Here is a 23,355-nt window from a genome sequence, read left to right on the forward strand (position 1 = left end):
TCCAATTTACCGTCTGCAGGCCCCGAGGATCGCCTCGGGGAGTGCAGACAAATTCACTTCCTTCTCGACCGCGCCCGCTTCGAAAGCGGCGCGCGGCATTCCGTAGACCACGCAGGTCTCGCGGCTCTGGCCCAGCGTTCGCGCACCGGCGGTGCGCATCTCCGCCAGACCCGCCGCACCGTCCGAACCCATGCCGGTAAGGATGACCCCCACCGCGCGGGTGCCCATGCGGGCGACGGAGCGGAACAACACGTCCACCGAGGGTCGATGACCACCCACGGGATCGCCATCGATCAGCCGCACGTGGCCGCTGGTACCGCCCACCAGTTCCATGTGGTGGCTGCCGCCGGGCGCGATGTAGACCGTGCCCCGCTTCAGCGGCATGCCGTCCTTGGCCTCCACCACGGTGACGCGCGCCTCACGGTCGAGCCGCGCGGCGAAACCGCCAGTGAAGATCGCCGGCATGTGCTGGACCACCAGCACCGGCGGGCAATCCGCCGGCAGTGCGCCGATTATCGAGAACAGCGCTTCCACGCCGCCGGTCGATGCACCGATGGCGATGACGACATCGCGCATCGGCCCTGCCGACGGAGCGGCCGCAGGGGCCGCCTGTCCGGGACGCGGTACTGCCGGTCGGGCCACCGCCGCACGCACCGAGGAGCGTGCCGCCGTGCGGACCATCTTGCGCAGCAGCGCACCGTCCTGCGCGATTTCCAGCGGATTGCCGGAGGGCTTGGCGATGCAGTCCACCGCGCCCAGGCGCAGCGCCTCGATCGTCGCCTCGGTGCCCCGCGCGGTCAGCGTGGAGCACATGACCACCGGCATCGGCCGCAGGCGCATGATGCGTTCCAGGAACGACAAGCCGTCCATCCCCGGCATCTCCACGTCCAGCGTGACGACATCGGGGTTGAGCGCCTTGATCATTTCCCGCGCGGCGTGCGGTTCGGGGGCCTGGCCGACGACCTCGATCATCGGATCGTGGTTCAGCAGCTTGGTCAGCAGCGCGCGCATCGCCGCGCTGTCGTCGACGACGACGACGCGGACTTTCTCGTTCGCAGCGTCCGTCATGCCGCACCTGCCCCGTCGATGCGCGCATAGGCGGTCTGGGCGACCGGCTTCATGCGCTCGGCGGCCGGGCCGATCAGGCGTTCGGAATGGCCGATGTAGAGCGTGCCGCCGGGGTGGAGCATGTCGACAAGACGCGCCTCCAGCTCGGCCTTGGCGGTATCGTCGAAATAGATCATCACGTTACGGCAGAAAATCACATCGTACTTCTGGCGCATCGGCCATTTGTCGAAGAGATTGAGCACGCGCGCAGCCACCAGCTTGCGCAGCGGTTCGGCCACCACGTGGTAACCGGTGCCCGCAGGCTTCAGCCAACGCTGGCGATAGGCGGCCGGGATCGGCTCCACCGTGCTGTCCGGATAGGTCGCCAGCGAGACCGCTTCCACCACCGGGGGGGAGATGTCGGTCGCCAGCAGACGCACATCGCCCTGCTCCAGCCACGCCGCGCTGGCCTGGCTTTCGCCGGCAAGGCACATGGCGATGGTGTAGACTTCCTCGCCGCTGGAGCAGCCGGCGGACCAGATGCGTACCTTTTCGCCCCGGCGCGCGCGTTCCTGCAATTGCGGCAGGACGGCAGTGCGCAGATGGTCGAAGTGATGCGCCTCGCGGAAGAAATGCGTGTGGTTGGTGGTCAGCGCCACCACCATCGCATGGCGTTCCTGCGCGTCGCGCTGCACCAGCGAGACATAGTCGGCAAAGCTGCTCAGCCCGTGTTCGCGCAGACGGCGGCTGAGGCGCGAATGCACCAGCGTCGTCTTCGCTTCCACAAGGTGAATGCGCGCCTCTCGCTGCATGATCGCGGCGATCTCGCGGAACTGCGCCGGGCGCAGCTCCGCGTTCGCGGCGAGCGTGCCGGCAGAGGCGGTTTCGGTGCTCACGCAGCCAGTTCCGGGATGTGGCGCGTCAGGCTCAGCGCTTCGAGGTCGAGCAGCAGGCACATCGCTTCCGGATTGGTCGCGTCGGAGGTGCGACGCTCGATCTTCACAAGGCCGGCGATCGCGCTCTGGTCGTTGACTTCGGTATCCGGCGCGGGCTGGATCTCGCTGCCCTTGATCGAAACGATGTCCTGCACTTCATCGACCAGGAAGCCGGCATTGCGGCCGCCGATGGTGACGACAAGGACGCAGGAACGGGCATGGAGCACGCTCGGCTCCCAGCCCAGACGTTCGGACAGGCCGACGATCGGGATCACCGAACCGCGCAAGTTGGCAACGCCCAGCACATAGGACGGCACGCTGGGCAGCGGCGTGGGCGCTTCCCACTCGCGGATTTCGATCAGCGAGGCCATCTCGATGCCGAAAAGCTGGTTGCCCAGCGTGAAGGTCACGATCTTGCGTTCGTCGTTAGCAATCGCGTCGGTGCTCATGCCGCCAGTCCTTTCAGTGCAAATTTGGAAGCGCCGCCGGTCGCGACCAGCGCGTCGATGTCGAGGATCAGCGCGATGGCGCCGTCGCCCAGAATGGTCGCGCCGCCCAGGCCCCGGATCGGGTGGAGGTTGTCCTCCAGGCTCTTGATCACCACCTCACGGCGGTTATCGATGGTGTCGACCATCAGGCCGACATGGCCGGCGGTCTCGCTCTCGACGATGATGACCAGCGATTCCTCGGCCGGGCGCTCGGACCGGGCGCCGAACATCTCGCCCACGCGGCGCACCGGCAGGTACTGGCCGCGCAGTTCGATCACTTCGGAAGTCGGCGACGTGGCCTGGACCTGGCCCGGCTCGGGCTGAACGGTCTCGATCACGTTGGCCAGCGGCAGCACGAAGCGCTGGTCGCCCAGTCGCACGATCATGCCGTCCAGAATGGCCAAGGTCAGCGGCAATGCCATCGAGAAGGTCGTCCCCTCGCCCGGCACCGAGGTGATTTCCAGTCGGCCGCCCAGCGCTTCGACATTGGAACGCACCACGTCCATACCGACGCCGCGGCCGGAGATGTTCGAAATGGTTTCCGCCGTGGAGAAGCCCGGCGCGCAGATCAGGCTGTCGATCTCTTCGTCCGAAAGCTGCGCATCGGCGGCGATGATACCGCGCTGCACGGCGATGGAGCGCACGCGCTCGCGGTTGATGCCGCGCCCGTCGTCACGCACCTTCACCAGGATGCGACCGCCCTTCTGCTCGGCAGAGAGGTGGATCGTGCCTTCGGCGGACTTGCCGGCGGCAAGGCGCTCTTCCGGCTTTTCGATGCCGTGATCCACCGCGTTGCGGATCATGTGCGTCAACGGATCGCCGATCTTCTCGATCACGCCCTTGTCGACTTCGGTCATCTCGCCGATCGTCTCCAGCACGACCTTCTTGCCGGTTTCGGCGGCCAGATCGCGCAACATCCGGGGCACGCGCGAGAACGCCTGCTTGATCGGCTGCGCGCGCAGCGACATCACGTTGTCCTGGATCTGGCGCGTCAGGCGCGAGAGCTCGGGCAGTTCGACACGTTCCTGATCGGCGGGCGAGAGGCGGTCCGACAGGATCGACCCCCGGATCACCAGTTCGCCGACAAGGTTGAGCAACTGGTCCAGCTTGCCCAGATCGACGCGGATCGTCTGCGCGACTTCGACCGCCTGCTTGGTTTCGGGCTTGGGAACTTCAGGCTTGGGAACCGCCGCCTTCTTCGGCGTTTCGACCGGCGCCACGACGGCTACGGGAGCCGTTGCCGGCGCTGCTTCGACAGGCGCCATCTCGACGAGCGCCGGCTCAACCAGCAACTCCGCCGCCATATCGTCCAGCACGACCGCAACGGGTTCGAAGCCGAAGGGATCGGCCTCGACAGGAATTTCAATCGCCACCGGCGCGGGCGCGGGCGCTTCGGCCTGCGTGACCTCGATCAGCGAATCCGGCGCCACGAAATCGAAGCAGTCGCGGATGTCGCGCTCGTCCACGCTGGCGGGAACCGACAGGGTCCAGACGAAGTAGCTTTCCTCGGGATCGAGTTCGGCCAGCGGCGGCAATGCCTCGGCATCGATGCCGACGACTTCGCCGCCCATCGATTCCAGTTCGCGGATCACCAGCAGCGGTTCGCCGCCATTGGCCATGGCCGCACGCGAGGGGCCGAAGCGCACCGTCCAGCCTGCCGGCTCGGCGGCCTGAGCGGGCGCATCGAAATCGTCCAGCGCAACCGCGACCGGCTCGAAGCCGAAGGGATCGAAATCGGCATCCAGATCGATGATCGGCGCGGCCACCGGCACGAAGCCGAAATCGTCGTCCGCTGCGGCCACGGGTTCGGGCTCAGGCGCGGCAGGCGCCGCAGCCGGAGCGGCACCCGCGCCGCCATTGGCCAGAATCGCGTCCAGCTGTTCCAGCATATGCCCGTCGGCCGGCGTATCGCCGCCGGTCTGCGCGGCGGAAACGTGGTCGGACAGGATATCGAACGCGCCCAGCAGGCACTGGGTGACTTCGGGCGTTGGCGCGATGCGACCGGCGCGCACTTCGTCCAGCACGTTCTCGAACCGGTGCGAGAAGCCTAGCAACGCGGTGTGGCCGAACGCACCCGAGCCACCCTTGATCGAGTGGACGGCGCGGAACACGCCAGCGATCACCCCCGCGGAAGTATCGCCCGCGGCCATGGCGGACAGGCCTTCCTCGGCCATCGCCAGACCTTCGGCGCACTCCTCGAAGAAGATCGCCTGGATTTCGTCGAGTTCGTCGCTCACGGGCAGACGCGGCGGATTGCCGCCCCCAGACGGTCGGCGTCGAAGGGCTTGGTGATCCAGCCGGTGGCACCGGCTTCACGGGCACGGGTCTTCTTCTCGTCCGAGAATTCGGTGGAGAGCACCAGGATCGGCGTGCCCTTGAACTCGCTGGTCTTGCGCACCGCCTCGATCAGTTCGAAGCCGTCCATCTTGGGCATGTTGATGTCGGTGATCAGCAGGTCGGGCTTCACCTCGTGCATGCGCTCCAGCCCGTGCTCACCGTCATTGGCGCTTTCGATGCGGAAGCCCTGCGCGCTCAGCGATGCCTTCAGCAGCATGCGGATCGTGGCGGAATCGTCGACAGTCAGGATGAGTTTGCTCACGCGGGAAATTCCTCTTCAACAAGCCCCAGCGGTGCCGCCAGTCCGCAGGCGCGGACGCGATCGACGAAGGGCTGGCTGGGATTGACGATGGCGAACGGATGGCCGCTGGCCTCCGCTTCGTTCCGGGCGGCGAGAAGCAGCTGGAGCACGGCCTGCCCCACCGATTCCACTTGCCCGGCATCGATCTCGATGGCGCCGACGGCGGCGACCAGACGGTCGCGCAGATCCTCGGCAGTGACGGTGGAAGCGTGCGTGGGCAGCGCCAACGCGGCTTCAGGCTGGCTTGGCATTAAGCTGATCCTTCACTTCGTCGAGTGCGGTCTCGAGCTGGGTAAACGTGGGTGCATAGGGAGACGGCGTCATGCGGCGGGCCAGTTCGATCGCCACTTCGGTGGGCTGGCCCTGGGCGTGGCCGATGATCGCGGTCTTCACGATCAGGTAGGGCTTGAAGTCCTCATCGATCACCTGGTGCAGCTTCTGCGCGATCGGGCCGACCAGACAGTAGGCCAGCAGAACGCCCAGGAACGTGCCGACCAGCGCGCCGCCGATCATCGCGCCCAGAATTTCCGTGGGCTGGTCGATCGAGCTCATGGTCTTGATCACGCCCAGAACGGCGGCGACGATGCCCAGCGCGGGCAGGCCGTCGGCCATCATCTGCAGCGCGGTCTGCGGGGCCAGCTCCTCGGCATGGTGGCGTTCGATATCGCCTTCCATGGCTTCGGCCAGCTGATGCGGATCCTCGAAGTTCACGGTCATCATGCGCAAGTAGTCGCAGATGAATTCGACCAGCCCCTTGTCCGCCAGCAGGTTCGGATAGCGCTTGAACAGCTCGCTCTCTTCCGGCTGGTCCAGGTGCGGCTCGATGGCGTTGGCGCCGCTCTTGCGGAAGGTCGCCAGCAGGGTGAACAGCAGCGCCAGCAGGTCGCGGAAGTCGGTTTCCTTCCAGTGCGATCCCTTGAACACGCGGATCACGCCCTTCCAGGCCTTCTTGCACGTCTCTACCGAGTTGCCGAGGATGAAGGCGCCGATGGCGGCGCCGGCGATCGCCATCATTTCATGCGGCAGCGCATGGAAGATGACCATGATGTTGCCGCCCGACATCAGGAAGCTGCCGAAGACGCACAGCAGGATGACGACAAGGCCGATGGCGTTGAGCATGAATGGATCCGCGAATGGTGAATGGCATAAGGCCGTATGCGGTGATTATAGGAAGAAGATCGCACCCCCCGGATGCGGCGCGCGGCTTTTTGCAGGAGATGCCTCCCCGAGGTGTGTCCTCACGACCTCCGCATGGCCCGGAATGACATCGGAACGGCATGAGGACGGCAGGGTGCGACCGCGCACGGCAATTCCGTCCTATATTTGAGGGGCGCCCATCGGCGCGGACGATTTCGTTGGAGCCACCATGTCGATCAATGCCTATCGCCGTGTGCAGGAGGTCGCCGCCTCGCCGCGGAGCACCGAGTACCGGTTGATGACCCAGGTCACCGCGGAGATGATCGCGGCGCGCGATGCCGGGCTGAAAGGCTCGCAGCTGATGCCCGCCCTGCACCGCAACCGCGTGGTCTGGAGCACTTTCGCAAACCTTTGTGCAATACCGGGAAATCGCCTTCCCGACGAACTGCGCGCGACGATCATCTCGATCGGCATGTGGGTCGGCAAGCATACTTCGGGCGTGATGAGCGGGCGGTCCGCCATCGACGATCTGATCGAGGTGAACCGCGCCATTCTCGACGGCCTGTCCAACGAGAACGGCCGGGTCGGCCAGGCCGCCGTCCTACGCTGAAATACGGATTCACGATCCCGCCTGAGGAATGGGGGCCGGCAAGGCCGCGCCCGAAAATTCAAGGCTGATCGCAGCGGTTTTTTTAGAAACCGATTTTCAACCGGTTATCCGCAATGCGGGAGGGATGGCATACCTCCCGCACACCCTGTCTATTTACAATCACGCGCGAAGCGATAATGCGACCCTCGCCTTCGAGCCTGAGTTTCTAGGCACAGACAGCGGACCCGGATGCAGGAATTGAATCCACCGCCACCGCACCCGGGCGGGTCGCCTCCAGCCAGCATGGCATCGACCATTCCAGCCCTTGCCGCGGTGGCGCAAGTCATCGGCGCGATTGTCCTTTTGGGCTGGTTCTCGGGGAACCTGGGCCTGACCGGACAACCCGCCACCGGCTATCTCATGCAGCCGCTGACGGCGGTTTCCTGCATGGCGATCGGCGTGGCCGTGTGGGCAACCGCGCGCGGCCACCGTTCGGCTGCCCGCGCCATTCTGACGATTCCGGCACTTATAGGACTGGTCGCGCTGACAGAGGAAATCTGCGGCCGCAACCTGGGCCTGGACCTGCTGCTGTTTCCCCAGGCGGTCAGCCCACAGATGCGCCACGCGCCCGGCCGGCCCGGCGTGCTGCCGGCACTGGCGACCCTGCTGCTCTGCATGGGCACTTACGCGGTGGCATCGCCCTATCGCGCCGTGCGCCGCGTCACCGTGACTTTCGCCTGCGTCGCCATTGCCGTGGCGGCGATCGCGGGCACCCTGCTGCCCGCCGGTGTCAGCCATCCCGACATGGAAACGCGCCACGCGCTGATGTCGGTGCCGACGATGCTGTCGGTCGGCGTGCTGGCACTGGCGATCATCCTGCTGCGCCGCGAATATGCCTGGCCGCTGAAGCCGCTTTGCGGTTTCGGCGCCTCTACCCTGCAATGGACGCTGGGGCTTTCGGTCGCGCTGCCGGTGTCTTCGGCGATCATCCAGTTCTGGGCGCGCCAGCACACCGGATTGGCGCCCGAGACGGTGGTGATCTTCCTGGCCGCGCTGCAGGTGACGGCATCCTGTGCACTGATCGCCTGGGCGTGGCTGCGCATCGGCCGCGAAAGCAGCGCGCGCTGGGCGATCAACGTCGCACTCGATTCCGCGCCGATCGCCATCACCGATCTCGACGGGCGGATCCTGCGCTGGTCGGACGGTGCCGCCCGGCTCTATGGCTGGACGGCCGAGCAGGCGATGGGGCTGGACAAGCACGCCCTGACCGGCGCCACCAAAGTGACTGGGCGCGCGTACGAGCGGACGCACCCGCTGGCACCGCAAGAGACCGAACTGGACGAGATGCGCAGCGACGGCACCCGGCTGCGCGTGTTCGAGACGCGACAGGTGGTGCAGCCGCGCAGCGATCTGCCGCCGATGGTCGTGCTGTCGATGACCGACGTCACCGCGCGCCAGCGGGCCGAGCAGGCGATGCTGGCCAGCGAGGCCCGACTGGCGCTGGCGGTGGACCTGCACGGCCTGGGCATCTTCGAATGGTCCAGCGAAACCGATCGCTTCTGCTTCCATGGCCAGGCGGAAATGCTGTTCGGGCTTGCATCCGGCAGCTTCCATGGCGGCGTGGAGGACTGGCGGCGGCATCTTGAAGACGCCTTCGATCGCAGGGTCGGCCCGATCTCCGAATGGATGCCGGGGCGCTATGCCTTCCGCCTGCAATCGCGCCGTGTCGACCAGCCCCACATCGTCGAGGGCACGGTGCTGATCCACAGCGATCCGCTGACCGGCGGGCTGGGCATGATCGGCATCGTCATGGATGCCACCGAGCGCGAGCAGCGCGCCGAAATGCTGGAATCGCGCGAATCCGAACTGCGTTCGATCCTGGAAACCGTGCCCGAAGCGATGATCACCATCGACGAGCACGGCCACGTCCGCAGCTTTTCCGCCACGGCGGAAGCGCTGTTCGGCTATACCGCGCATGAAGTGCTGGGCGAGGATGTGCGGCTGGTGCTGCCGCAGTATTTCCATCAGGCGGCGGAGCCCGATCCGGATGCGGAGCCCAACAAGGCCGAACGCTGGCAGAACAGCCCCACGCGCACCCGCATCACCGCCGGGATCGATCGCGCGGGCAACCAGGTGCCGGTCGAACTGGCGGTGGGGGCCGCCAACATCGGCAACGAGCAGATCTCGATCGCCTTCGTGCGCAACTTGCGCGAACAGCTGGATACCGAGGCGCGCATCCATGAACTGCGCGAACAGTTCCTCCATGCCTCGCGCGTCAGCGCCATGGGCGAAATGAGCGCCGGTCTTGCGCACGAATTGAACCAGCCGCTGACCGCGACGTCCAATTTCCTTGGCGCCATCGAACTGCAATTGCAGCGGGAATGGCGGCAGGACCAGCTGCGCCGGCTGCTGCGCCTGGCCAGCCAGGAAGTACTGCGCGCGGGCGACATCATCCGCCGCATGCGCGCCTTCGTCTCCAAGGGCGAGATGGACATTCGCGCCGAGCCGCTGGACGACCTGGTCGCCGATACGCTGCAACTCACCCGCGCACGCAGCCGCGCGCCGGGGATCAGGCTGGACTACCGCCCCTGCGGCGTCTCGCCGCTGGTGCTGGCGGACCGCATCCATATCCAGCAGGTGCTGGTCAACCTGATCAACAATGCGTTCGACGCGCTGGAAGCGCACGAAGTGCCCACCCCGGCGGTGACCATCACCACCCATCAGTCCGGCGGGCAGACGGGCGCGCAGACGGGCGAAGGGCTGATCACCATCCGCGTCGTCGACAACGGGCCGGGTTTCCCCGATCAGGTCATCAATCGTCCGTTCGAGGCATTCAGTTCGACTAAAGCCAACGGGATGGGCTTGGGCCTGTCGATCTGCCGTCGTATCGTGGAAACGCACGGCGGCACCCTGTCGCTGCGCAACATCGAAGGCGGCGGCGCGGCGATCGAGTTCACCTTGCCGACCTATTGCGAGCAGGAGCTGAAGGCGGGATGACCACGCGGCGGATCTATATCGTCGATGACGATTACGCAGTGCGCACTTCGCTGGAGTACCTGCTGTCGCTGATCGTCGACAGCCGCATCACCTGCTTTGAATCCGGCGACGCCTTTCTGGAAGCCGCGCCTTCCCTCGATCCCGGCTGCCTGCTGCTGGACCTGCACATGCCCGGCACCCCCGGCCTGCAGGTGCTGGCGACGATCGGCGATGCGCCTTCCCGCTTCGTGCCGATCGTGCTGACCGGCGAGGGCGACGTCTCGGTGGCAGTGCAGGCGATGAAGCTGGGCGCGGCGGACTTCATCGAAAAGCCGTGCGATCACCTGAAGCTGATTGCCGCGCTGGAAGCCGCCTTCTCGCACCAGGCCGCCTCGCGCGCGGCGGCGCAGCGCAAGGAACAGGCGATCACCATGCTGGAACAGCTGTCCCCGCGTGAACGGGACGTGCTGATGGGGCTGATCGAAGGTCAGTCGAACAAGGTGATCGCGCACGATCTGGATATCAGCCCGCGCACGGTGGAAATCTATCGCGCCAAGCTGATGGAAAAGCTGGGCGTGCGCAGCCTGTCCGAAGCGCTGCGCATCGCCTTTGCCGCCGGCCTGGTACCGGTGGACTGACGGCGAGAACCGGCGCCGTTGAACGGCGCCGGATCCCGTCATTGTTCCTCAAAAATCGAAGTACATGTCGAAGTAGCCGTACTTCGTGTCGCCGGTCTGCGGCGCGTTGGGCGCGTCCTTCAGGAAATGTCCCTTGGCCAGATAGGCCACGCCGGTGTCGAAGTGCAGCACGTTGGGCACCAGCGTGCGGCGATAGCGCGCCTCGAACTGGTTGCCGGCAAAGTTGCCGCTCTGCCCGCTGGCATCCTTCACGCTGGTCGACGAAAAGCTGTCCGTGCGCGAGGCGAGCCAGAGCGCGCGGTACATGAACATCACGTCCGACTTCTTGTCGGGCTTGGCCTCGATCCGCGCGCCGCCCGAAAGCAGGTTCGAACGCCCCACCGGACCGTAGAGCCCGGTCGGGCCATATTCGAAGCGACGCGCACCATAGAGCGTGTCGAAGCGGTTGTAGGTCTTCGATCCGGCCTTGTCGCCGCTGGCCAGATCGAACTCCAGCGCCAGACGCGGCTGCCAGCCCCCGGTGAAGGTCGTGCCGGCTTCCGCATGGATCAGATAGGCGGAAACCTGCACGTCCTTCAGGTCGGTGGCCGCCGTGGTCAGGCGGGTCGAACCGAACTGGTAGGCGCCCTCCACATCGTAATCGAGCTTCCCCGCCTTGGGCTTGCGATAGAACCGCATGCCCGGGGTAAACAGGTGGCGGTTCTTGGTCAGCACTTCGGCGCTGTCCCGCTCATCCAGTCCGAAGCCGTAGAATTCCATCACGCCGCCCATGACGCCGGCCTTGGTGAAGTGTGCGCCCCAGAGCTGGAGATCGGTGTTTTCGCGGTCCCACACCACCTTGTTGTCGTGGATGCCGTCCGGATCGTCCGGCAGGCGCTGCTGCGGCATCGACCAGAGCGCGATCAGCTGATCGCCATTGCCGCCCTTCCACACGAAGTTCACGCCGGTGTAGGCATTGGTGGAGTTGCGGAACTGCTGGCGCGCGATCAGGCGGCGCGAACCGATGTTCATCGTGAAGCGGCCCGCGGTCAGCCTGGCCTCGCCCTTGGCGCCGGTCTTGAAATCCAGCCCGACGTAAGCCTGCACCAACTCCATCGCGTTGACTTCGGTGGTCCCGGCCGAGGAATTGTCATGCTCGCCATAGGCGCGCGCATCCCACAACTCGCCGCCGATGCGGAAGGGGCCGCCATCGTAATCGACCGCCAGCGTGGTCTTCAGCGAGAACATCACATCGTCCTCCGCCGTCTTGGGGCGGAACTGGCCGTCGATCCCCTCGACACGGGCGCGCACGCCGCCGGTGATGGTCAGGCCGTCGGGTCCGCCGATCGCCTGCTTCAGCAGGCCTTCGTCCGCATCCGCCGCATGGGCCGTGCCGGCGGTTCCCGCCAGCAGCGCGGCAGCGCCGATCAGGGCGCCCGCTCCGCCCGCAGCGCGGCGTAGAAGCCGGCTCGCAGTCGGAACGATCGCCGGGGTTGTCCCGTAGGCGATGGCCGGATGGCCCGATTGACGGATCATGTCCTTGAAAAACTCCCTCACGTGCGCCGGCCTATGCTGTTCGATCGTTTCGTCCGGCGTATCGGCAATCTAGCATCGATTGGGTCGCTTTGGACGGTGCTCCGCGAAATATCGGACAAGCGGAAGGCGCCGAATGCAATGCGGGAGGAAGCGCGTCAGCGCTCCCTCCCGTTGTTCTCGTGCAATGCCAGTGACTTAATGCCTGACATGCCGAGAGTGCGACCCGATGCCCCGGCGCAGCGCGGCGGCCGGCGGGGCAGGCGAGTTTCAGTGCGGCGTCAGTGCGCGGAAAGCAGCTGCCCGTATTCCGCCATCATCGCGAAGCGCGGATCCAGCCCGGCCAGTTCGCACATCGTGCGCGCCGCACGCTTGGCAATCTGGCGCGCGCGTTCGCGCAGCAGGCCGGTTTCATCGTCGAACAGGTCACCCGGCACCAGGTCGAACAGGCGGTTTTCAACCACCTGGCGGTTGTGGCGCAGGCGTTCTTCCAGTTCGGCAAGATCGGCCGGATCGATCGGTGCGCTTTCCGCGCGCCACAGGCGGCGGGTCTGGCGGTCACCCGGCTGCGTCACCTCGGCAACGTCCCCGCCTTCGACCACGGCTTTGCGGCCCTTCTTCGGGCGGGCCTGACGGCGCAGCCGGTCCATCCCGATCTTGCGCAGATGCTCGATATAGGTGTCGGTCAGCGAGAGCATGGCTTCGCGCGCCAGATAGTCCGACGCGGCGGATTCGGTGCGGTGCAACGCTTCCTCATCCTCGATCGAGGCGACGATGGAAATCTCCTCGCCATCGTCGCCGGTGCCGACCGCGTCGAGCGAGACGGTCACCGCCTCCACCTTCTTGGCCGAAGGGCGCTGATCGGTCATCAGGCGAAAGCGCAGGCTCTGCAGTTCGCCGCGGATCTGCCAGTTCACGAACGTGGTGAACTGCGCCTTTTCCGGATCGTAAGCCTGGATGGCGCGATGAACCGCGATGGCGCAGGCCTGTTCGGCATCATCCCAGTGGGCGGCAAGGCCGTACTGGCGGATGAAGTGCCGGATGCGCGGCGCGATCAGGCGCAGGATATGGGCGAAAGCACGATCCACCTCGGCACGCTGCCGTGCCGTGGCGGACTGCCCTTCGATAGGCGTATTGGCCTTTACGCCGGCCACGGCGGATTCCAGAGCAATAGTGATCTTCGACATGTTGAGCCCCCAAGCACGGGACGGACCGCACCCCTGCAGCCACCGTCCTTCAACCAGTCCAATCTGTGCTCGGCATTCTTAACGCGTCATCAATCCTATAACAAGAAATCTTTTATCCTATATTTTTTGAAAGTTCGGCGACAGTCCGGAAAGCCTCGGCCAGTCGCGCGTAGAGCCCGCTAGGCCGCGAAAACTGCGGGTTTTATCGTCCGGCCGACATAGTCCATCAGCCAGGAACGATGCGCGGCCACGGCACTTCCGGCCGCTTCGATGCGACGATTCGCCTGCGCCGAACCGATCTGCGCATCCAGCAGGCGGCGCGCGCGCGCCGGGTCCAGACTGCCGGTCAGGAACTTCACCGCATCGCCGCGGCCAAGGTGGTGGCCGATGTAGGCGGTCTTCGCCAGATCCTCGACACCCTCGCCGATGCGCACGCCGGCGCGGCGCAGGCCGTCCAGATTGGCGCGGGCATAGTCCGCCGTCGTCTCGATCGCCGCCTGCGGGTCGTAGCGCAGCGACAGCAGTTCTGCACGGGCGTCACCACGCACATGGCCGCGATCGTCCAGCCAGCCGTTCGCGCGCGCCGTGGCGTTCAGCCAGGTGCCCTCGCGCTCGGCCTCACCCTCCCAGGTGCCGGACAGGAACTGCCCCAGGCCGGCCGCGCTGGAACGCGGGTTGCGCGAATAAGGCATCCAGCGCCCCTCGCCATCCTTGGCCGCTTCGGCATGGACGATCGTTGCCAGGACCGGCGCGGGAAGCCCCGTGCGCGATGCGGCGGCGCCCAGCATCGGCGCATAGCGGGCATTGGGCCCATTGCCGAGCGAGAGAGTGCCGGTGCTTTCCGCAGCCCCGTCGTCGCCCGACCCTGAGCCCCATCCCGAACCGTCACGCCGCTTGCCGTCACCGCCATCGCTGGTCATGTCGCCCTGCCCATGCGGGTGCGCCATGCCGGCGAGCGGAGAGGCCGCACTCTTGTCGCCTTCCAGCATGCCGATCAGCGCTTCAAGGCTGAAGGGAAGCCCATGCCGGTCAGTGCCGCGCGCATTGCCTGTTTCGGGGTCCGCATCGGAACTGCCGTCGCCCAGCGCCGCCCGCCACAGCCGGTCGGACATCTCGCTGCGCGCCTGCGTATAGATCACGCGCGCCTTCTGCGCCGCGTCCAGGCCGCGCATCTGCGTGGCCTGCGAAGAGGTATGCGCGACAGGATCGCTCATGCCCGCTCCTCGCCCGCGTTCGTACGCTTGGCGCGCTGGGCCTTGATGAAGGCCAGTGCGGCCAGATCGTCGATCCCCGCCTGCTCGGCATTGGCCTGCGCGCGTTCGGCCTCCTGCCGGAAGGCATCGGCGGCGCTTTCGATGGTGCGAAAGGTCCCGAAGGCTTCCACCGCCTCAGCACGCAGCGTTTCCAGCCGCGCGCTCAATTCGGCCTGCAAGCCGGTTAGCTGGCGCCGTTCCGCGCGCAACCGCGCGAAATAGCCGTGGGCGGAATAGCCCAGATCGGCCCCTGCCAGATCCGCCTCGCGCCGCAGGGCCGCGCCGGCATCGGCCTGCGCCTGCTCCACGGCGGCAAGCACGCCCGCCTCGCGATTGATGGCGACGCTCATCTCATCAATCTCGCGCTGCTGCACGCGCAGCGCGGCGTCATACGGTGTCTGCACTGGAAGCCTCCATTTCTGGATCTGCCTGAACCGGCCCGGTCGGCGCCGGTTCGCCCATGATATCCGCAAGCGCCGCGAAGCTTTCGTCCGCATGCCCGCGCTCGTTCTTGCCCTGCTTCAGCAGGTCCTCGATCCGCGGCGCCAGCGCGACCGCGCGGTCGACCTGCTCGCTCGATCCGGCGCGATAGGCGCCCAGGCGGACCATTTCTTCCATGTCGCCGAACGTCGAAAGCTCTCGCCGCGCGGCAAGGCGCAGGCGGTTCTCGTCCTCGCCCAGCGCATGGGGCAGCGTGCGCGACACCGACTTGAGCACGTCGATCGCCGGATAGCGGCCGCGCTCGGCAATCTTGCGGGTGATCACCACGTGGCCGTCCAGAATGCCGCGCACCGCGTCGGCCACCGGCTCGTTGTGATCGTCGCCATCGACCAGCACGGTGAACAGACCGGTGATCGTCCCCTGCCCCGGCAACCCCGGCCCCGCCCGCTCCAGCAGGCGCGGCAGTTCGGCGAAAACGGTGGGGGTATAGCCCTTGGTGGCCGGCGGCTCGCCGCTGGCAAGGCCGATCTCGCGCTGCGCCATGGCGAAACGGGTGACCGAGTCCATCAGACACAACACGTTCAGGCCCTGGTCGCGGAAATGCTCGGCCACGCTCAGCGTGGTCCAGGCGGCCTGGCGCCGCATCAGCGCCGGCTCGTCCGACGTGGCGACGACCACGACGCTGCGGGCAAGGCCCTCCACGCCCAGATCGTCCTGCACGAATTCCTGCACTTCGCGCCCGCGCTCGCCGATCAGGCCGATCACCGCGACGTCGCACTCGGTCCAGCGCGCCAGCATCGACAGCAACACCGATTTGCCGACGCCCGATCCGGCGAACAGGCCCAGACGCTGCCCCTTGCAGAGCGGCGCAAAGATATCGAGCGCGCGCACCCCGGTGGAAACGCACGTGCCCACGCGCGCCCGCGCCGATGCCGAAGGGGGAGAGGCCTTGATCTTGCGCAGGATCGCGCCTTGCGGCAGCGGCCCCTTGCCGTCGACCGGCCGGCCGAGGCCATCGACCATGCGGCCCAGCCATCCCTCGGAGGGGCGGAGGCCAAACTGGCTGGCGGAAAGATACGCGCGCGATCCGGTGGCGATGCCCTGCGGGTCACTGAACGGCAGGCAATGGGCAATCCCGCGATCGAGGCCGGTCACTTCGGCCTCCACGGTTTCCGCAGCCATCCCTGCACCTTGCGCCTGAAGGCTGACGCGCGATCCGATCTGGGCGGCGCCCGCCAGCCCTTCCACTTCGATCAACGCACCGCGCACCGCGACCACGCGGCCATGCCGCTGATCGGGGGTGAGCAGGCGCAAGCCTGCGGCGGCGGCGGCAAGACTGGCCATCGCAGCGGCTCAGGTGGCGGAAACGGTTTCGATCGCGCTTGCGTCCTGCGCCTGATCGGCGGGCGCAAACCGGGCCAGCGCATCGCTTTCATAAGCGATTAGCCAGCGGCAATCGACCAGCGCGGCATAGAACTGGCCCACCGCGATCTTCTGCGCGAAGCGGATGCACACGGCCTTGGCCTCGTGCGATTCCAGCGCCACCATCAACGTTTCCAGCCGTTCCAGAACGGCCTGCTTGTGGCGGTCGATCTCGGCCTCGTCGATATAGGCCATCATGCAGGCGAAATAGAGCGCACGCGCCGGGGTCACAGCCTCTTCCGGCTTCATCACTTCGCGCCCGCGCAGGATCGTGGCGGTGTTCTCCACCACCAGGTCGGTGCGCGACTGCGCGCGCAAAACCGCGCCGTTGACGATCACCGGCTCGCCCTTCTTGAGCGAAATGCGAAGAGTCATGTGTGCAGCCCCCGAGACACTTTCCGAAATTATAGGATGAACGGTGGCATCCCGGTGACGGTCTTGCGGGTTTTTTCGTGGCCATCCGAACGGTTGAGGACGGATTTCATCCTACAATGGCGTGTCCACATGCCGGAACCGCCATTTTCCGGCCCGGACGCACAGGAGAATGACATGAGCCTCTATTCAGCTCTATACGCGGGCGTGTCCGGCCTCGGCGCTCAGGCGAGCGCGATGGCGACCGTCGCGGACAACATCACCAACGTCAACACCGTCGGCTACAAGGGCGTCTCAGCGCAGTTCCAGACCCTGGTCACCGACGGCAAGGTCAAGAGCAGCTACTCGGCCGGCGGCGTCACTGCCGCACCCAAGGCGCTGATTTCCAAGCAGGGCCTGCTTCAGGCTTCCAGCAGCCTGACCGATATCGGCATCGACGGCGCGGGCTTCTTCGTGGTCCGTTCCAGCTCGGACACCAGCGGCTCCATCGCCTATACGCGCGCCGGTTCGTTCACCACCGACCCCGAGGGTTACCTCGTCAACACCGCCGGCTACTACCTGACCGGCTGGCCGCTGGATGCCGATGGCAACTACGTCAACAACGGCAACCTCAATTCGCTTGAGGCGATCAAGCCGAATGCGCTGACCGGTGCGGCCACGCCGACCACCAAGATCTCGATGCGCGCCAACCTCGATTCCACCGCCACCGCGGTGACCGGCTACACCGCCGGCGACATGGCTTCGGGCACGACCACGCCGCAGTTCTCGCGCTCGGTCACGGTCTATGACGCGCAGGGCACGTCGCACGATGTGACCTTCAACTTCATCAAGACCGGCACCAACTCCTGGGCCGCGGAAATCACCGCCGACCCGGCCGACGTCTCCACCGTGGGCGGCGTGGCGAACACCACCGGCCTGCTGGCCAGCGGCAACGTCAGCTTCAACGCCGACGGCAGCCTGGACCTGGCCGGTTCGTCGTCCTCGCTGTTCTCCAACCTCGACATCGGCTGGTCCAACGGCGCCGGTTCGACGCCGATCAGCCTGGCCCTGGGCAGCGACGACGGGCTTGACGGCCTGACCCAGTTCGGCAGCGATTCCGCGCTGCTTTCGTCCAGCGCCAACGGCGGCATGCTGGGCACGGTCTCCTCGGTCGAGATTTCGAAGGACGGCGTGGTCAGCGCGGTGTTCGACGATGGCACCTCGCGCGCGATCTACCAGCTTCCGCTGGCGACCTTCGCCAACCCGGACGGCCTCACGCGCATCAGCGGCAACGCCTATGTCGCGTCGCAGGATTCGGGCGGCCCCTCGATCAACGAGCCGGGCTCGCTGGGCGGCGGCTCGCTTTCGGCCGGCACGCTGGAAGCCTCGAACGTCGACCTCGCGTCGGAATTCTCGAACATGATCATCTACCAGCGCGCCTACAGCGCCTCGTCGAAGATCATCACGACCGTCGACGACATGCTTCAGGAAGTCAGCAACCTGAAGCGGTGATGGCTTGCGGGAATGCCCCTCGGGGCATTCCCGCAGGGTATCCGCCTGGAGCACCCGCCCTCTTTCCCACTCGACCGTCCGTCAGCGTACCCTGACATGCGGGCCGGGTGGGAAAGAGGGCCGATGCCGCAAAATCGCCCCCAACTCCTCCCTTCCCTTCCACGAGAATCGCAGGAAACCGCAAAGTGTCCCTCAACCAGATCCTCAGTTCCGCCATTTCGGGCCTTTCGGCGTCGCAGGCGGGGATGCAAACGGTCTCCAACAACGTCGCCAACGTCAACACCGCCGGCTACGCCCGCCAGAAGGTGTCGCTGGCGACCTCGGTTTCAGGGGGGCAGGTAACCGGCGTCGTCGTCGGCGAACCATCGCGCGTGGCCGACAAGTTCCTGGAGAACGCGGTCTACCAGCGCGCCGGCACTTCGGGCCGCGCCGACGCGGTGAACACTTATCTCGATCGACTGCAGTCGCTGCTGGGATCCACCACATCGACTTCCAGCCTGACCTCGCGCCTGACCTCCATCTCCACCTCGGTTGCGCAGATCAGCGGGCTTAACGGTTCCGCGCAGTCGATCGCCAACTTCACCGGCAGCATCGGCGACACGCTGGATACGCTGAACGGCCTGACCAAGGACGTTTCCAGCCTCCAGGCCGACGTCGAAAGCGAAGTCAGCGACACCGTCAGCCGCACCAATGTGCTGCTGCAGAAGATCAACGACCTCAATGACGAGGTCGCCCGCCTCCAGGGCCTTGGCCAGAGCACGTCCGGCCCGGCCGACCAGCGCATGTCCGCCCTGCAGGAACTGAGCGGCCTGATGAACGTGACCGTCCGCGAACAGAGCGACGGCCGCGTGTTCATCGACACCGCATCGGGCCAGACCCTGCTCGACAAACGCCTGCGCCAGCTTTCGTACAATTCGGGTGCCGGCGCCTCGCAGGCGACCTACCCCGCGATCGACATCAAGTTCGCCTCGGACGACGGCACGATGGGTGCCTCCACCGGCGAGAAGATCAATTCCACCTCGGTCGGCGGCAAGCTGGGCGGACTGCTGGACATGCGCGACCGCGTGCTGCCGCAGTTCAACGAGCAACTGGGCCAGCTGTTCACCGGCCTTGCCCAGACGCTGAACAAGGTTTCCAACGAAGGCACCACCCTGCCCCCGCCGAACACGCTGGCGGGTGAGGCCAATGGCCTGACCGGCAGCGACCGCCTGGGCTTCACCGGCAAGGCGACTTTCGCCGTGCTGGGCAAGGACGGCACCCTGGTCAACAAGGTGACGATCGACTTCGACGCGCTGGGCGCCGGTGCCACCGTCGACGACGCGGTGGCCGCAATCAACGCCGGCCTGTCGCCCGATGCGACCGCCAGCATCGATGCCAAGGGCGTGCTCTCGATCAGCGCCGCCAACAGCACGAACGGCATCGCCATCGCGCAGGATCCGGACACCCCCAGCGACCGCGCCGGCGTGGGCTTCTCGCAGTTCTTCGGGCTGAACAACATCATCCGCTCGGACAGCAGCGCGCTGGCGCCCTCGGGCTTCACCAGCACCGATCCGGCCGGCTTCGGCGCGGGTGAGACCGCACAGGTCGTGCTGCGCGACGCCAGCGGCAAAGTGCTGACTCAGTACACCTACACCAGCACCGGCAGCGAAAGCTGGGGCGATCTGGTCAATACCCTGAACGCCAGCCCGCTGTCCGCCTATGGCAGCTTCGCGCTGGACGACAGCGGCCGCGTGGCGTTCAATGCCAATGCCGCCAGCGCCGGCTCGACGATCCAGATTCCTTCGGATTCGACCAACCGTTCGGGCACCGGCCTGTCGTTCTCCGCGCTGTCGGGGCTTACCGGCACCGCCAGCGGCCTGGCCAATGCGGAAGTCGATGCCGGGATGCTGGCGGATACCTCCAAGGTGCCGCTCGCCCAGCTCCAGCTGGACGCCGCGATCGGCGAAAAGGCCGTGGGCGCGGGCGACATGCGCAATTCCACCGCCTTCATCGATGCCCTCGCCTCCACCACGGACTTCGGCAAGGACGGCAACAAGACCGTCGGCAACTTCGCCAACGCCCTGCTCGGCGGCATTGCTTCCGCCGCGTCGCTGGCGTCCAGCTCCTATGACGATGCCTCCGCCCGCATGTCCGACGCGGTGGATCGCCGTGACAGCTATGCCGGCGTCAATATCGACGAAGAACTGGCGCAGATGGTGGTGCTGCAGAACAGCTACAGCGCCGCCGCCCGCGTGATGACCACCGCCTCGGAAATGTACGACACCCTGATCGGCATGCTCGGATAAGGAACCCAGCAGATGACCCGCGTAGCCACCATTCCCATGCAGACCACGCTCGCGAACGCGATCCAGCGTTCGCAGCAGGCGCTCAACACCAGCCAGCTCCAGCTTTCCACCGGCAAGAAGGTCAACGACTATGCCGGCCTCGGCCTCGACGCCGTGCGCACGCTGTCGGCCCGTTCGATGCTGGCCCAGCAGGACGCGTACCAGTCGGTCTCCGGCCGGGTGTCGACCACGCTGTCGCTCTACGACGCCAACCTCAACCAGATCGACGACACCCTGTCCGACTTGCGCACGCAGCTGATGTCGGCGCTGGGCACCGGCGATTCGCCCGGCCTTCAGGGCACGGTCGAAAGCGCCTTCACCGACGTGCGCAACTCGCTCAACGCCACCGAGGGCGGCGTGCCGCTGTTCGCCGGTTCGCAGACGTCCGACACGCCGTTCCTTCCGCAGACGCTGCAGGACACCGTCGGCCTCAATTCCGCCGATGCCTTCGCCAACGACAATGTGCGCCAGTCGGCCCGCATGGGTGACGGCGTGGACGTGGAATACGGCATCACCGCCAGCGACGTGGGCACCAACCTGATCCCGGCGTTCCGCACGCTGGCCGAGGCCGGCCCCTTCGGCGAGACGCTGACCGACGACCAGAAGGCCGCGATCAAGACCGCGCTCGACCAGCTCGACACCGGGCTGACCGACGTGCGCAACGTCAATGCCGCCAACGGCCGCCGCCAGAACCAGGTGGACACGCTGACCACGCGCGCATCGGAACGGTCGGACCTGCTGACCGAAGTGATCGGCGGGGTGGAAGATGCCGATCTGGGCCAGGTCGCCATCGACATCACCCAGCGCCAGTCCGTCCTGGAAGCCAGCTATTCGGTCTTCGCCCAGCTTTCGAGCATGTCGCTGGCGAATTACCTGAAGTGATTTGGGCCTGATGTGATTTGGGAGAGGCTCTCGGGCCTCTTCCAAAGACGGAAAAAAGGGGCAGGAGGTTCGACCTCCTGCCCCTTTTTCTTTGCCTAGTTCGGAGACGGTTTGGAAAATGCCCTTCAGCGAATTTCCAAACCGTTTCTTACGCCCTCAGCCCTTCTTGGCAGCCTTGGTCGGCACCGGCGCCACATCGGGCGCGCGGTCGATCAGGTCGGCCATGTCGCCCGCCGGACTGGCCGAGGGCAATGCCGCCATGGCACGGCCCAATGCACCGGCGTCGGCGGTCATCGGCGTGGCGGTCAGCATCTCGAACGCGGCGGCGGTCGGCAGGCCGGCGAAGGCGCCTTCATACCGCGCGTGGAGCGATGCCAGCGCATCCTCGTGCCCCAGCATGGCCAGCGAGATCGCATGGCGCAGCACCACCGCCTGCCCGACCTGATCGAGCGCTCGCGCGCTCGGCAGGCTGGCTGCGGAAGCGACGGCATAGCGCTGCCAGTCGCGGTGCTTCCACAGGATCTCGGCCTGCAGCGGCGCGCTGCCGGGAATGGTTTCCAGCACCGCCAGCGCCTCATCCACGCGGCCGATCTGGCTGAGCGCAACGGCCTCCACCCGATCGCGCGCGGCGATCATCTCGTTGGGGAAGCTGGGGTCTTCCGACTTGCGCAGCACGTCCAGCGCGCGGTCCGGCCGGCCCGAGAGGATGTAGAGGCTGGCCACCCGTGCCGAGAGCGGGCCGCGCGCCAGATCGCCTGCACGCACGAACAGCTGATAGCCCAGCAGGTCGGCCGCACGCTCATAGAGCCCGGCCGCCTGCAGGCGCCCGGCCAGCTGGCTGGACATCAGATCGCCCTCCGCACCGCCCGGCGCAAGATCGCGATAGTCCCAGTAGAGCCCCGCCGCCTGATCCAGCGGCAGGTTGCGTGCCGGATCGAGCGCGGTGACCAGCTTGGCGCGCAGCGCCGGCAGCATCGGGGCATCGGCACCCTCCAGCCCGAAGTTGCGCAGCAGCGTCGCACCGCTGCGCAGCGCGCCGGGAAGATCGCCGCTGGCGTCCTGCAGGCGATAGGTCAGGCGCAGCGCGCGCTGTTCGATCACGTCGCCGCGCCAGCCATAACGCAGCGCGTCCAACTGGCGCAGCGCCGCGTTCATGCCGATCGTGTGCGCGGCCACGCGCGCCTCGATCTCGCTGAGCCGCGCATCGGTGCGCTGCTCCATCGTGCCTGATTGCTCCACCCGGGCGAAGCGCAGGCGCGCCTGGTCGCCATGGCCCTGCAGCAGTTCGGCGCGGCCGCGCAGCAGGTTGGCGGCGGGATCGCGGTCCGGCATCGGTTGCAGCCATTCGATCGCCTTGTCCGGCTGGCCGGCATCGACGGCGGCCTGCGCCGCCGAAAGCACGAAAGGCTTCGGCCGCGCGGCCCGCAGCGCCGGGCGGGCGCAAGCGATCTGTTCCAGCGCCTGTTCGGCCAGATGACTGCTCGCCAGCGCGCGCAGGCGCCAGGCGCAAGCCTCGGGATTGATGGCAAGGGTGGGCGAAGACAGCGCCGAAACCGCTTCCGGATAGCGGCCCAGCAGCGTCAGCGCGGCACCGCGCGCCAGACGGTAGCTGTCGACCATCGCCAGATCCGGGTCGTCCTGCACCATGACTTCCAGCACGCCGAACGCCTCACCCCCGCGCTCGGCACCGACCAGGCTGCGGGCGTAGTCCCAGCGGGCCTGCTGAAGTTCCGGCTGCGGCACGCGGGCGATCCGCTCCCACGCGGAGGCCTGCGACATGGCGCCCCAGGCACCGGGACCGGCGATCGCGGATTGCTGGGCCAGCACCGCGGCGAAGCCCGGCAGCCGTGGCGGCTGGGGCAGCACCTGCGCCAAAGACGGTGCGGGCCGCGTAGCGGGCGACGTTGCCGGTGATGGGGCGGCGGTCGGTGCGCCGGAAGGCGTCGAGACCGGCGTCGCGCCCAGCAGCGCGGTGGCGCTGGCGGCCAGCAGCAGCCCCTTGGCGGCCTTCCGTGCCGGCATG

Annotated in this window: 20 protein-coding genes; 6 read left to right on the plus strand and 14 right to left on the minus strand. The window is 66.8% G+C overall.

The window, feature by feature from the left end; all coding sequences use genetic code 11:
* Positions 1 to 6: 6 nt before the first annotated feature.
* The 7 genes from WBP06_RS12970 to motA are packed head-to-tail and all read right to left on the minus strand — an operon-like array spanning position 7 to position 6,227.
* Positions 7 to 1,068 (minus strand): chemotaxis response regulator protein-glutamate methylesterase, encoded by a 1,062-nt coding sequence (locus WBP06_RS12970; RefSeq protein ID WP_395328379.1) that lies wholly within the window; start codon positions 1,066 to 1,068, stop codon positions 7 to 9.
* The gene (locus WBP06_RS12975; protein ID WP_395328382.1) at positions 1,065 to 1,943 is read right to left on the minus strand and encodes a CheR family methyltransferase; all 879 of its coding nucleotides are present in this window, start codon (positions 1,941 to 1,943) and stop codon (positions 1,065 to 1,067) included. The genes WBP06_RS12970 and WBP06_RS12975 overlap by 4 nt, the downstream gene beginning before the upstream one ends.
* Positions 1,940 to 2,431 carry a chemotaxis protein CheW gene (locus tag WBP06_RS12980; protein ID WP_395328384.1) on the minus strand — a complete coding sequence of 164 codons (492 nt, stop codon included), beginning with the start codon at positions 2,429 to 2,431 and terminating at the stop codon, positions 1,940 to 1,942. Before WBP06_RS12980 ends, WBP06_RS12975 begins: the two co-directional genes overlap by 4 nt.
* A complete protein-coding gene (locus WBP06_RS12985) occupies positions 2,428 to 4,707 on the minus strand; it encodes a chemotaxis protein CheA (protein ID WP_395328386.1) in 2,280 nt (759 codons plus the stop codon). The genes WBP06_RS12980 and WBP06_RS12985 overlap by 4 nt, the downstream gene beginning before the upstream one ends.
* Positions 4,704 to 5,069, minus strand: coding sequence for a response regulator (locus WBP06_RS12990; RefSeq protein ID WP_395328388.1), 366 nt, complete (start codon positions 5,067 to 5,069; stop codon positions 4,704 to 4,706). The genes WBP06_RS12985 and WBP06_RS12990 overlap by 4 nt, the downstream gene beginning before the upstream one ends.
* The gene (locus tag WBP06_RS12995; RefSeq protein ID WP_395328391.1) at positions 5,066 to 5,359 is read right to left on the minus strand and encodes a lipid asymmetry maintenance protein MlaB; all 294 of its coding nucleotides are present in this window, start codon (positions 5,357 to 5,359) and stop codon (positions 5,066 to 5,068) included. Before WBP06_RS12995 ends, WBP06_RS12990 begins: the two co-directional genes overlap by 4 nt.
* Positions 5,343 to 6,227 (minus strand): flagellar motor stator protein MotA, encoded by an 885-nt coding sequence (motA, locus tag WBP06_RS13000; protein ID WP_395328393.1) that lies wholly within the window; start codon positions 6,225 to 6,227, stop codon positions 5,343 to 5,345. Before motA ends, WBP06_RS12995 begins: the two co-directional genes overlap by 17 nt.
* A 247-nt stretch (positions 6,228 to 6,474) precedes the next feature.
* Between motA and flaF the strand changes: the two genes are divergently transcribed.
* The 3 genes from flaF to WBP06_RS13015 all read left to right on the plus strand — a co-directional run bounded on the left by flaF (position 6,475) and on the right by WBP06_RS13015 (position 10,448).
* Positions 6,475 to 6,855 (plus strand): flagellar biosynthesis regulator FlaF, encoded by a 381-nt coding sequence (gene flaF, locus WBP06_RS13005; RefSeq protein ID WP_395328395.1) that lies wholly within the window; start codon positions 6,475 to 6,477, stop codon positions 6,853 to 6,855.
* A gap of 282 nt (positions 6,856 to 7,137) precedes the next feature.
* Positions 7,138 to 9,831 carry a PAS domain S-box protein gene (locus WBP06_RS13010; RefSeq protein ID WP_395328398.1) on the plus strand — a complete coding sequence of 898 codons (2,694 nt, stop codon included), beginning with the start codon at positions 7,138 to 7,140 and terminating at the stop codon, positions 9,829 to 9,831.
* Complete coding sequence (locus WBP06_RS13015; RefSeq protein ID WP_395328401.1) at positions 9,828 to 10,448, plus strand: response regulator transcription factor; 621 nt, start codon at positions 9,828 to 9,830, stop codon at positions 10,446 to 10,448. Before WBP06_RS13010 ends, WBP06_RS13015 begins: the two co-directional genes overlap by 4 nt.
* A 48-nt stretch (positions 10,449 to 10,496) precedes the next feature.
* On the opposite strand, the gene WBP06_RS13020 is transcribed toward WBP06_RS13015, so the two are convergent.
* The 6 genes from WBP06_RS13020 to WBP06_RS13045 all read right to left on the minus strand — a co-directional run bounded on the left by WBP06_RS13020 (position 10,497) and on the right by WBP06_RS13045 (position 16,638).
* Entirely contained in the window at positions 10,497 to 11,963 is a 1,467-nt protein-coding gene (locus WBP06_RS13020) for an alginate export family protein (RefSeq protein ID WP_395328403.1), read from the minus strand.
* A 278-nt stretch (positions 11,964 to 12,241) separates the two neighbouring features.
* Positions 12,242 to 13,147, minus strand: a complete 906-nt coding sequence (locus tag WBP06_RS13025) for a sigma-70 family RNA polymerase sigma factor (RefSeq protein ID WP_395328406.1) — start codon at positions 13,145 to 13,147, stop codon at positions 12,242 to 12,244.
* 179 nt (positions 13,148 to 13,326) lie between these two features.
* Positions 13,327 to 14,361: a peptidoglycan-binding protein gene (locus tag WBP06_RS13030; RefSeq protein WP_395328409.1), complete on the minus strand. Its 1,035-nt coding sequence runs from the start codon at positions 14,359 to 14,361 to the stop codon at positions 13,327 to 13,329.
* The gene (locus WBP06_RS13035; protein WP_395328412.1) at positions 14,358 to 14,804 is read right to left on the minus strand and encodes a hypothetical protein; all 447 of its coding nucleotides are present in this window, start codon (positions 14,802 to 14,804) and stop codon (positions 14,358 to 14,360) included. Before WBP06_RS13035 ends, WBP06_RS13030 begins: the two co-directional genes overlap by 4 nt.
* Complete coding sequence (gene fliI / locus WBP06_RS13040) at positions 14,788 to 16,185, minus strand: flagellar protein export ATPase FliI (RefSeq protein ID WP_395328415.1); 1,398 nt, start codon at positions 16,183 to 16,185, stop codon at positions 14,788 to 14,790. Before fliI ends, WBP06_RS13035 begins: the two co-directional genes overlap by 17 nt.
* 9 nt (positions 16,186 to 16,194) lie before the next feature.
* Positions 16,195 to 16,638: a flagellar biosynthesis repressor FlbT gene (locus WBP06_RS13045; protein WP_395328418.1), complete on the minus strand. Its 444-nt coding sequence runs from the start codon at positions 16,636 to 16,638 to the stop codon at positions 16,195 to 16,197.
* A gap of 174 nt (positions 16,639 to 16,812) precedes the next feature.
* Here WBP06_RS13045 and flgE point away from each other — a divergent pair, with 174 nt between their 5' ends.
* The 3 genes from flgE (at position 16,813) to WBP06_RS13060 (ending at position 21,332) form a co-directional block, all read left to right on the plus strand.
* A complete protein-coding gene (gene flgE / locus WBP06_RS13050) occupies positions 16,813 to 18,126 on the plus strand; it encodes a flagellar hook protein FlgE (protein ID WP_395328421.1) in 1,314 nt (437 codons plus the stop codon).
* 185 nt (positions 18,127 to 18,311) lie between these two features.
* The gene (flgK, locus tag WBP06_RS13055) at positions 18,312 to 20,411 is read left to right on the plus strand and encodes a flagellar hook-associated protein FlgK (protein ID WP_395328424.1); all 2,100 of its coding nucleotides are present in this window, start codon (positions 18,312 to 18,314) and stop codon (positions 20,409 to 20,411) included.
* A gap of 12 nt (positions 20,412 to 20,423) precedes the next feature.
* The gene (locus WBP06_RS13060; RefSeq protein ID WP_395328427.1) at positions 20,424 to 21,332 is read left to right on the plus strand and encodes a flagellin; all 909 of its coding nucleotides are present in this window, start codon (positions 20,424 to 20,426) and stop codon (positions 21,330 to 21,332) included.
* A 156-nt stretch (positions 21,333 to 21,488) separates the two neighbouring features.
* Here the strand turns inward: WBP06_RS13060 and WBP06_RS13065 are convergent, their stop codons facing one another.
* Positions 21,489 to 23,354, minus strand: a complete 1,866-nt coding sequence (locus WBP06_RS13065) for a hypothetical protein (RefSeq protein ID WP_395328430.1) — start codon at positions 23,352 to 23,354, stop codon at positions 21,489 to 21,491.
* Between the last annotated feature and the right edge of the window lies 1 nt (position 23,355).

Origin of the sequence: Novosphingobium mississippiense, from assembly GCF_044029535.1 — a bacterium.
Taxonomy (GTDB): domain Bacteria; phylum Pseudomonadota; class Alphaproteobacteria; order Sphingomonadales; family Sphingomonadaceae; genus Novosphingobium.